Source organism: Pantoea sp. Pa-EAmG, from assembly GCF_030024295.1.
Taxonomy (GTDB): domain Bacteria; phylum Pseudomonadota; class Gammaproteobacteria; order Enterobacterales; family Enterobacteriaceae; genus Pantoea; species Pantoea dispersa.
Map to the genome: position 1 here is coordinate 1 of NZ_JASEWO010000166.1, position 9,657 is coordinate 9,657.

A 9,657-nucleotide genomic window follows, 5' to 3' on the forward strand; every position below is an offset into this window, starting at 1 on the left:
TGAACTGCTTATCATCACGCCCGAAACGAGTTTTGTCCGCTCGATGCTTCTTGCGAAAGTAACATATTGATAAGGAAGATGTTGAAAAAAGGAGCAGCACGGTACCGATAGCGTCAGACCAGAAGCCTTACCTCTACGAACAGAAAAAAAACGCCAGCGACGTTGAGTGAATGTAAAAGATATTTTTCATTCGCGGACTCAGCCAACCTGAGCACGTTAACAAATATCCAGCTGGGCGTTTCTATGGCGCTGTTTGATGACAACTTCCTCACCATCCTGCGCACAGCCATGCAGAAAGAGATGCAAAAAGACAATATCAAAGGCCAGGTAGAAGACGCCAAAGGCGACGTGGCCCAGCAGCTGCAGCAGGTGCAGAACTTCATTGGTCAGGGTGTTGACGCCATCATCGTGAACCCGGTCGATACCAACGCGGTGAAACCGCTGGTGGATGCCGCCGCTAAGGCCGGCGTGCCGCTGGTATTCGTCAACCGCAAACCATCGGGTGAGCTGAAAGACAAAATGGCGTTTGTCGGTTCGGATTCTGAACTGGCAGGCCGTCTGCAGATGGAAGCGCTGGCGAAAAAGATGAACGGCAAAGGCAACGTGGCGATTCTGCTGGGTGACCTGGCTAACGAATCAACCCGTGAACGCACCAAAGGCGTGGAAGCGGTGGTCGCCAAATATCCGGGCATTAAAGTGGTACAGAAACAGACCGCCAAATTCACCCGTAATGATGCGGTGGACGTGGTGAGTAACTGGCTGACCGCCGGCGATGACATTCAGGCCATTGCTTCTAACAACGATGAAATGGCGATCGGTGCGCTGCAGGCGCTGGGCAAAAACCCGAATCACATTCTGGTCGCCGGTGTGGATGGTACACCGGATGCACTGCAGATGATCAAGAACGACAAAATGGTCGCCACGGTGTTCCAGGATGCGAAAGGTCAGGGTGAAGGCGCGGTACAGACGGCGGTCAAGCTGATTAACGGCGAGAAAGTGCAGAAAGTGGTCGATATCCCGTTCCAGTTGATCACCAAAGATAACTACGAAAAATTTGCCAGTCAGAACCAGAAATAAACCGTAACCGACTTAGCCGTACGGAGGTGATGTATGACCGCTTTTGCGCTTGAAGCCGAAGGCATCAGCAAGTTCTTCCCCGGAGTGAAGGCACTCGACAATGTCTCACTACGCATTAAACCGGGGTCGGTACATGCCCTGATGGGTGAAAATGGCGCGGGCAAATCCACTTTAATGAAATGCCTTATCGGGATGTATCGTCCCGATAAGGGCACCATCCGCATTAAAGGGGAGCCAGTGCAGTTTCAGGACACCATGGACGCGCTGCGTTCCGGCATTTCCATGATTCACCAGGAGCTGAATCTGGTGCCTTACATGACCGTGGCAGAGAATATCTGGCTCGGTCGTGAACCGATGAAATACGGCTTTGTCGATCACGGCAAGCTCAATCAGCAGACGCAGGAACTGCTTAACAAGCTGAATATCCGTCTGAAAGCCGATCGGCTGGTCGGCGAGCTCAGCATTGCGTCCCAGCAGATGGTGGAAATTGCCAAAGCGGTGTCGTGGAACTCCGACATCGTGATTATGGATGAACCTACCTCGGCGCTGACGGAAACTGAAGTGGCGCATCTGTTCACCATCATCCGCGACCTGCGTGCCCAGGGCAAAGCCATCATCTATATCAGCCATAAAATGGATGAAATTTTCGCCATCACCGATGAGATCAGCATCTTCCGCGACGGCACCTGGGTCGGCAGCAACAGCACCACCGCCTTTACCCGTCAGTCGCTGATCACCCAGATGGTGGGACGCGAACTGACGCAGCTGTTCCCTAAATTCAACAGTGCCATCGGCGAAGAAGTGCTGACGGTGCGCAATCTGACCTGCAAAGATCGCTTTACCGATGTCAGCTTCAGCGTGCGCAAAGGCGAGATCCTCGGCGTGGCCGGGCTGGTGGGTGCCGGACGCAGCGAGGTGATGGAGAGCCTGTTCGGCATGGAAAGCTTCGACAGCGGTGAAGTGCTGATTGATGGTGTGCCGGTGAAAATCGATTCGCCCTCAACGGCGATTGAGAAGGGCATGGCATTTCTCACCGAAGACCGTAAAAAGTCCGGGCTGTTTCTGGTGTTGTCAGTGCTGGAGAACATGAGCATCGTCAATATGCCCGATTACATCGGCAAAAGCGGTTTCGTTAGCCACATGAAGATGGCGCAGGACTGCATGGAGCAGATCCGCAAACTCAATATTAAAACGCCGACCATGGATCAGATCATCAATAACCTCAGTGGCGGTAACCAGCAGAAGGTGCTGATTGCGCGCTGGCTGCTGGCGCAACCGAAGATTCTGATCCTCGATGAACCAACCCGCGGCATTGATGTTGGCGCTAAAGCCGAAATCTACCGCCTGATCAGTGAACTGGCTAACCGTGGCGTGGCCATCATCATGGTGTCCTCTGAGCTGCCGGAGATTCTCGGCATGAGCGACCGGGTGATGGTGATGCACGGCGGACGTATAACCGGCATCCTCGATAAAGAAGAGGCCGACCAGGAAACCATTTTGTCGTTGGCATCCGAGTGAGGCACGAGACCCCTATGAGTAACGTAAAAGTAACGGCCCCGCAGGCCACCGAACAGAGTTCTTTCTTCGGCAATCTGCGCCATAAACTGCCGAAAGACACCGGCATCTTTGTCGTGATGTTAGGCATTGCGCTGATTTTTGAAATAGCCGGCTGGTACGTGCGTGACCAGTCATTTTTGCTCAACACCAACCGTTTAGTGCTGATTGTGCTGCAGGTAGCGATCATCGGTATTATCGCCGTCGGCGTCACCCAGGTCATTATTACTACCGGTATCGACCTGTCGTCCGGTTCGGTTATCGCCCTGACGGCGGTGGTTGCCGCCAGCCTGGCACAGACGTCTGACAGCCTGTCGCCGATGTATCCGTCGCTGGTCAATCTGCCTGCCGCCATCCCGATCGTCGCCGGCATCGGCGTCGGCCTGCTGTGCGGCGTGGTCAACGGCGTATTGATCACCAAAACCGGTATTCCGCCGTTTATCGCCACGCTTGGTATGATGGTGTCGGCGCGCGGTCTGGCACAATATTATACCCAGGGCAACCCGATCAGCTTCCTGTCGGACGGTTTCACCTCCATCGGTCAGGGCGCGATGCCGGTGATTATCTTCCTGGTGGTCGCCTTCCTGTTCCACATCGCACTCAAACACACCCGCTACGGCAAATATGTCTATGCGATTGGCGGCAACATGACTTCCGCCAAAGTGTCGGGCATCAACGTTAATAAATACCTGATCATCGTGTATACCATCGCCGGGGCGCTCTCGGGTCTGGCGGGAGTGGTGCTGGCGGCGCGCGTCAGCAGCGGCCAGTCGAGCATGGGCATGGCGTATGAACTCGACGCCATCGCCGCCGCAGTTATCGGTGGCAGCAGCCTGATGGGCGGCGTCGGGCGGATTACCGGCACGCTGATCGGCGCAGTGATCCTCGGTTTAATCAAAAGTGGCTTTACCTTTGTTGGCGTCGATGCTTACGTGCAGGACATCATCAAAGGGATGATCATCGTCGCGGCGGTTTCAATTGATATGCACCGCAACCGCAAAAAACGCTAACCCGTTCTGCTCCTCTCTTCCGGGAGAGGAGCAGGGTTAAGGCGGTAATTGCACGCTGCCGGGCTGCCGGCATCGTCAGACACAATAAGTTTTCCCACTGATAGCCACCGCGCAATTTCTCTTTATTCTCCTTTCTGCCCCCGCAATCCGTGCATTTTCTGCCCGTTTTGCACCACAGCAGCACGCGCAGTCATCACTTTTTTGCACATCTGCCTCGCAAATGCTGCACCATCAGGGTGCGTCATCGCCAGCGGATAAACGTTATGGGTCATGTGCGGCACTTATTAACCCATTCGGGGTAATCAGAAACGCTTATTTTCCCGTTCGTTAGGAAAATTCTGGTCAGTGCCCGCCGGGTAAAGATCAAACCTGGCCTGCATATTGCAATTTCTTTGTCACAAGCCAGCAGGCTGAGAACTCATCATTTGGGCATTCGGGGATCCGTGACGGAGGCAATATGAACTTAAGACGACTGAAATACTTTGTAAAAATCGTCGATATCGGCAGCCTGACGCAGGCAGCAGAAGTCCTGCATATCGCACAACCTGCACTCAGCCAACAGGTGGCGACGCTGGAGAACGAACTCGACCAGCAGTTGCTGATCCGCACCAAGCGCGGCGTAACGCCAACCGAAGCCGGTAAAATTCTTTATGCTCACGCACGCACCATCCTGCGCCAGTGCGAACAGGCGCAGACAGCGGTAATCAACGCTGGCCAGGCGCTCAATGGTCAGGTATCGATTGGCCTCGCGCCGGGCACGGCAGCCTCTTCGCTCACCATGCCGCTGCTGCAAACGGTGCGCGAGCAATATCCTGATGTGCTGGTCTATCTGCACGAGAACAGCGGCACTTCACTCAATGAGAAAGTGATGAATGGCCAGCTGGATATGGCCGTGCTGTACGATCGCGCGCCGACTGCCGGTATCAACAGCATTCCGCTGATGAAAGAGGAGCTGTATCTGGTAGGGGCGACGGCCTGTCCGGGTGCTACGGTGGATCTGGCTGACGTGGCGCAGATGAACCTGTTCCTGCCGCGTGACTACAGCGCAGTGCGCAAACGCGTGGACGAAGCGTTCTCGCTGCGTCGCCTGAGTGCAAAAATCATCGGTGAAATTGAGTCGATCTCGACCTTAACCGCGGCGGTGTCGAGCGGCATGGGCGTTACCGTACTGCCGGAATCGGCGGCACGCGCGCTGGTGAGTTCAACGCATGCGTGGATGGCACGCATTAACAGTCCATCGCTGAATCTGCCGCTGTCGCTGAACGTCTCAGCGCGCCTGCCGCTGTCGCCATCGGCGCAGGCGGTCAAAAATATTCTGCTGTCGCTGCTGAATAAGCCGATGGTGGAGGAGCGCGAACTGATGTTAGTGGGGTGATAGAGAGGTTTTTTCCCTCACCCTAACCCTCTCCCGCCTGGGGGAGAGGGAACCGTCTGGCGCGGCCATCTATCCCGGCACGCCATCTCAATCTCGCGCGATCCGCTCTCTCCTCATGGGTGAGGGCGGCAAATCGCACCCATCCCCAACCCCACGCTTATTACTATTGCGCATAACACACCGTTTTTTATTATTTGTTGCAATCACACCAACTTCATAACATGGACGAAACAGGGCAGGAAACAGGAGAAAAGGGTGTGAATTTCCAGCAACTTAAAATTATACGCGAAGCGGCCCGTTGCGAATTCAACCTGACAGAAGTCGCCAATACGTTGTTTACCTCGCAATCGGGGGTGAGCCGGCATATTCGCGATCTGGAAGATGAACTGGGCGTGGAAATCTTCATTCGTCGTGGCAAGCGGCTGTTAGGCATGACCGAACCGGGCAAAGCGCTGCTGACCATTGCTGAACGCATCCTTGATGAGGCCGGCAAAGTGCGCCGGCTGGCGGATGTGTTTACCAATGAAACCAGCGGCGTGCTGACCATCGCCACCACGCACACCCAGGCGCGCTATAGCCTGCCGCGCGTCATCAAAGCGTTTCGCCAGCTCTATCCCAACGTGCGGCTGGAACTCAATCAGGGTTCACCGCAGGAGATCGTCGCCATGCTGCTGGCCGGTGAGGCCGATGTCGGCATCGCCTCGGAGCAGCTGGTGAATAACACCAGCCTGGCGGCATTCCCATGGTTCAGCTGGCACCACTCGCTGCTGGTGCCGCACGATCACGAACTGCTGGCGAATCAGCCGGTCACGCTCGCCAGCCTCAGCCGCCATCCGCTGATCACCTATCGTCAGGGGATTACCGGTCGCTCGCGCGTGGACCGCGCCTTCCAGGCGGCTGGCCTCCGCCCGGATATCGTGCTCAGCGCGCAGGATTCTGACGTGGTGAAAACCTATGTCGAACTCGGGCTGGGCGTCGGTATCCTCGCCGATCAGGCGTGCGATATTTACGATGGCGAAGACCTGGTGAAGATCGATGCTCACCATCTGTTTGATGCCAACACCGTGTGGCTCGGGCTGAAGCGCGGCCAGCTCCAGCGCAACTACGTCTGGCAGTTCCTTGAACTGTGTAACGCTAACCTGTCACTGGAAGAGATCAAACGGCAGGCGCTCTCTTACGAAACCGACGACGAACCCGCCATCGATTTCCAAATCTGAGTTTCCTCTCTGGCCCGGTGCGGGCCTTTTTTATTTGCTTCCCCAAACGGACGTGGCAAGCTGGCGGGCAGAACGCCTCTCAGGGAGAACAGAATGAATACGATATTGCGCGCCATGACCCTCGCGGACGCCGAAGCGGGTTATCGCCTGACTCAGCAACTGGGCTGGGCGCACCGCCGCGAAGACTGGCAGCAGCTCATCGCCCTGGGTGAAGGCGTGGTGATTGAGGCGCAGGGCGACTATCTCGGCGGGGCGATTGGCTGGCGCTGGGGGCCGGATGCCGCCACTATTGGTCTGGTGATTGTGAGCGAACAGGCGCGCGGACGCGGTATTGGCCGCCAGGTGATGCAGGCAATGCTGGAAAAATTCTCCGGCTGCAACGTGCGGCTGCACGCCACCGATATGGGGCAGGTGCTGTATGAGAAGCTCGGCTTCCAGGCCTGCGATCGCGTGGCGCAGCACCAGACGCGCGCGCTGGCGCAGCAGCCTGCGGTAATCGTACCGGATGGCATGACGCTGCGGCTGGCCGTTGAAGCGGATGCCGCCGCCATCGACGCACTGGATTATCAGGCGAACGGGCTGCGGCGCACGCGTCTGCATCAGCAGTTGCTGGCGCAAAGCGTGGTGCTGCAGGATGCACAGGGCAGGTTGCAGGGGTTTGCCAGTCGCCGCCGCTTTGGACACGGCTGGACTATCGGTCCGGTGATTGCTGACGATGTTGCGGCGGCGCAGGCGCTGGTGTCGCAGCTGATGCAGGATCTGACGCAGCAGTTTGTCCGGCTCGACACGCCCGATGACCGGCTCGGCGCGTGGCTGCTCAACCTTGGGCTGGCGCAGGTCGATGCGCCTTATGCGATGGTACACGGCACACCGTGGCGGGCGGCACCGAACGGGCCGCAGACCTTTGCGCTGGTCTCGCCTGCGCTGGGTTAACTAAGCGTAACGGCGGAGATTTCTAAGCCAGACGCGGCAAACGTCGCCGAACAGGCGTAATCTGTCACATTCCATTTCGTCGGCTACCCTTAACGTTTATTGCAAACGTCTAAGGGAGAGCCCGTCATGAGCAAGAAAACCAGCGATTTCTTTGTTGAACGCCTGCAGGCATGGGGCGTCACGCGCATTTATGGCTATCCGGGCGATGGCATCAACGGCGTGCTGGGCGCTATCCAGCGGGCCAATAAAGCCGGTGCAGGCATCGAATTTATTCAGGTGCGACATGAAGAGATGGCGGCCTTTATGGCTGCTGGTCACGCCAAATTTACCGGTGAGCTCGGCGTCTGTCTGTCGACCGGCGGCCCCGGTGCCACCCATCTGCTGACCGGCCTGTACGATGCCAAAATGGATCACGCGCCGGTGCTGGCGATTGCCGGCCAGGCGGAAACCACCGCACGCGGCGCCAGCTACCAGCAGGAGATGAATTTAGACCGCATCTTCGCCGATGTGGCGAACTTTGTGCAGGAAGCGGCAGCCCCGGCGCAGATCCAGCATCTGGTCGATCGTGGCGTGCGCATTGCCAAAGCGCAGAACGGCGTCGCGGTGATCATCCTGCCGAAAGATCTGCAGGATGAGAACTGGCAGCCACCGCAGCATGCGCACGGATTTACCCATTCCGGGCCGGGCTATCAGCGGCCGAAGATTGTGCCCTACGACGAGGATTTGCGCCGTGCCGCTGAGGTACTTAACGCCGGCAAAAAAGTTGCGGTACTGATTGGTGCTGGTGCGCGCGGTGCTGCGGTTGAAGTGGTGCAGATTGCCAATTTGCTCGGCGCGGGCGTAGCCAAAGCGCTGCTGGGCAAAGACGTGCTGCCGGACGATGCGCCTTTCGTCACCGGCTCGATTGGCCTGCTCGGCACCAAACCGTCGTGGGAGCTGATGCAGAATTGCGACACTTTACTGATGATTGGCAGCGGTTTTCCGTGGACCGAATTTCTGCCGCCGGAAGGTAAAGTGCGCGCGGTACAAATCGATATCGATCCGGCGATGCTGGGGCTGCGCTATCCGTGCGAGGTCAATCTGCATGGCGACGCGGCAGAGACCCTGCGTGCGCTGTTGCCGTTACTGACGCATAAAGCGGATCGCCACTGGCAGGAGGAGATCGCGGTACAGGTGCGCGACTGGTGGACGTTGATGGAACAGCGCGCCATGGCGCCCGCCAACCCGGTCAATCCGCAGCGTGTGGTGTGGGAGATGTCCCCGCAGCTGCCGGAAGATGCAATTGTCACCTCGGACTCGGGCTCTTGCGCCAACTGGTTTGCGCGCGATTATCGGGTGAAGCAGGGCCAGCGCGCCACGCTGTCGGGTGGGCTGGCTTGCATGGGCGCTGCCGTCCCGTTTGCTATCGCCGCGAAATTTGCCTTTCCCACTCAGCCAGTGGTGGCGCTGGTGGGCGACGGGGCGATGCAGATGAACAACCTCGCCGAACTGATCACCATTCAGAAATACTGGCAGCAGTGGGCCGATCCGCGCCTGATTGTCTGCGTGTTCAATAATCAGGATCTTAATCAGGTCACCTGGGAACAGCGGGTAATGGAAGGCAATCCACGCTTTGAAGCTTCGCAGCAGCTGCCGGATGTGCAGTATGCGCGTTTTGCCGACAGCCTCGGTTTGCAGGGCATCTATGTCGACCGGCCCGAAGACCTGGCGGCGGCGTGGCAGCAGGCGCTCAGCGCCACCCGACCGGTGTTGCTGGAGGTGAAAACCGATCCGGAAGTGGCCCCGCTGCCGCCGCATATCACGCTTAAGCAGGCCAAAGCTTTTATGTCGTCAATGGCGAAGGGCGACCGCGGCATGGCGCAGGTGATTAGCGACACCGCCAGCCAGTTGCTGCACAGCAAGGGTTAGCGCGCCGTCCTGCTTATGCCCGGGATAACGCCGGGCTACATATTTACTGTTTCACTGTAGGGTGCGCATTAATGCGCACCTGGAATATACAATCGATCTGATTCCCACCGTTTTGCATTATCCATAATATATTGCCGTATATGCAGTAATTCGTTTTCATTGCGGATAACGCGATCGTAGAAGCTGCGTTGCCAGATTTTATATCCTGCCTGGCGCGTGACGCCGCCTTTAAACAAATTAATTATTTGATTGATGGAGCGTTCATTACGTTCCTGTAACCACAGGATGGCATGGAAGTGATTGGGCATCAGCGCAAATGTATCAAGCGTGGCGAAACGCGTCCGGCGCGGAACCTCGTTCCAGGCGGAGATAACGATATTCCCTAAAGGCGAGGCTATCATTATGCCAAGATGTATATCGCCAAATAAGGAGCGACGCTGATGACACACCAGCGTTAAAAAATAGGCGCCTGCCGAACGATAATTATAATGCTTCAGGCGGGGATATTTGCGATTTTTCATTATGACCTCCTTGTGCAAAAAGAATGTGCTCCTTTTATTTGCGTAAAGCCATTAGAAGAGGG

9 protein-coding genes are annotated in these 9,657 nt (G+C 56.9%); 7 read left to right on the top strand and 2 right to left on the bottom strand.

The window, feature by feature from the left end; translation table 11 throughout:
• Positions 1-162: 162 nt before the first annotated feature.
• Genes QMM04_RS18005 through QMM04_RS18015 form a run of 3 tightly spaced genes read left to right on the top strand, consistent with a single transcriptional unit; the run spans position 163 to position 3,641 of the window.
• Positions 163-1,077, top strand: coding sequence for a sugar ABC transporter substrate-binding protein (locus tag QMM04_RS18005; RefSeq protein ID WP_282996676.1), 915 nt, complete (start codon positions 163-165; stop codon positions 1,075-1,077).
• A 33-nt stretch (positions 1,078-1,110) separates the two neighbouring features.
• Positions 1,111-2,595: a sugar ABC transporter ATP-binding protein gene (locus tag QMM04_RS18010; RefSeq protein ID WP_021509786.1), complete on the top strand. Its 1,485-nt coding sequence runs from the start codon at positions 1,111-1,113 to the stop codon at positions 2,593-2,595.
• Between the two features lie 14 nt (positions 2,596-2,609).
• Positions 2,610-3,641, top strand: coding sequence for an ABC transporter permease (locus QMM04_RS18015; protein ID WP_058777949.1), 1,032 nt, complete (start codon positions 2,610-2,612; stop codon positions 3,639-3,641).
• Between the two features lie 122 nt (positions 3,642-3,763).
• Here the strand turns inward: QMM04_RS18015 and QMM04_RS18020 are convergent, their stop codons facing one another.
• The gene (locus QMM04_RS18020) at positions 3,764-3,913 is read right to left on the bottom strand and encodes a hypothetical protein (RefSeq protein ID WP_155519939.1); all 150 of its coding nucleotides are present in this window, start codon (positions 3,911-3,913) and stop codon (positions 3,764-3,766) included.
• A 185-nt stretch (positions 3,914-4,098) separates the two neighbouring features.
• On the opposite strand from QMM04_RS18020, the gene nac reads away from it, so the two are divergent.
• From nac to QMM04_RS18040, 4 genes are all read left to right on the top strand, one after another.
• A complete protein-coding gene (gene nac / locus QMM04_RS18025; protein ID WP_058757341.1) occupies positions 4,099-5,016 on the top strand; it encodes a nitrogen assimilation transcriptional regulator NAC in 918 nt (305 codons plus the stop codon).
• Between the two features lie 257 nt (positions 5,017-5,273).
• A complete protein-coding gene (cbl, locus tag QMM04_RS18030) occupies positions 5,274-6,233 on the top strand; it encodes an HTH-type transcriptional regulator Cbl (RefSeq protein ID WP_021509789.1) in 960 nt (319 codons plus the stop codon).
• A gap of 93 nt (positions 6,234-6,326) precedes the next feature.
• Positions 6,327-7,166 (top strand): GNAT family N-acetyltransferase, encoded by an 840-nt coding sequence (locus QMM04_RS18035; protein WP_282996677.1) that lies wholly within the window; start codon positions 6,327-6,329, stop codon positions 7,164-7,166.
• Positions 7,167-7,292: 126 nt separating this feature from the next.
• On the top strand, positions 7,293-9,074 hold the full coding sequence (locus QMM04_RS18040; protein WP_282996678.1) for a thiamine pyrophosphate-requiring protein: 1,782 nt from the start codon (positions 7,293-7,295) through the stop codon (positions 9,072-9,074).
• A 68-nt stretch (positions 9,075-9,142) separates the two neighbouring features.
• Here QMM04_RS18040 and QMM04_RS18045 read toward each other — a convergent pair whose 3' ends face one another.
• Positions 9,143-9,595 carry a transposase gene (locus tag QMM04_RS18045; RefSeq protein ID WP_058757345.1) on the bottom strand — a complete coding sequence of 151 codons (453 nt, stop codon included), beginning with the start codon at positions 9,593-9,595 and terminating at the stop codon, positions 9,143-9,145.
• Positions 9,596-9,657: the final 62 nt, after the last annotated feature.

Excerpts from the sequence above, each read along its gene's own strand:
- QMM04_RS18040 (WP_282996678.1), top strand. The coding sequence starts at position 7,293 with ATGAGCAAGAAAACCAGCGATTTCTTTGTTGAACGCCTGCAGGCATGG.
- QMM04_RS18010 (WP_021509786.1), top strand. The coding sequence starts at position 1,111 with ATGACCGCTTTTGCGCTTGAAGCCGAAGGCATCAGCAAGTTCTTCCCC.
- QMM04_RS18035 (WP_282996677.1), top strand. The coding sequence starts at position 6,327 with ATGAATACGATATTGCGCGCCATGACCCTCGCGGACGCCGAAGCGGGT.
- nac (WP_058757341.1), top strand. The coding sequence starts at position 4,099 with ATGAACTTAAGACGACTGAAATACTTTGTAAAAATCGTCGATATCGGC.
- QMM04_RS18045 (WP_058757345.1), bottom strand. The coding sequence starts at position 9,595 with ATGAAAAATCGCAAATATCCCCGCCTGAAGCATTATAATTATCGTTCG.
- QMM04_RS18020 (WP_155519939.1), bottom strand. The coding sequence starts at position 3,913 with ATGACCCATAACGTTTATCCGCTGGCGATGACGCACCCTGATGGTGCA.
- QMM04_RS18015 (WP_058777949.1), top strand. The coding sequence starts at position 2,610 with ATGAGTAACGTAAAAGTAACGGCCCCGCAGGCCACCGAACAGAGTTCT.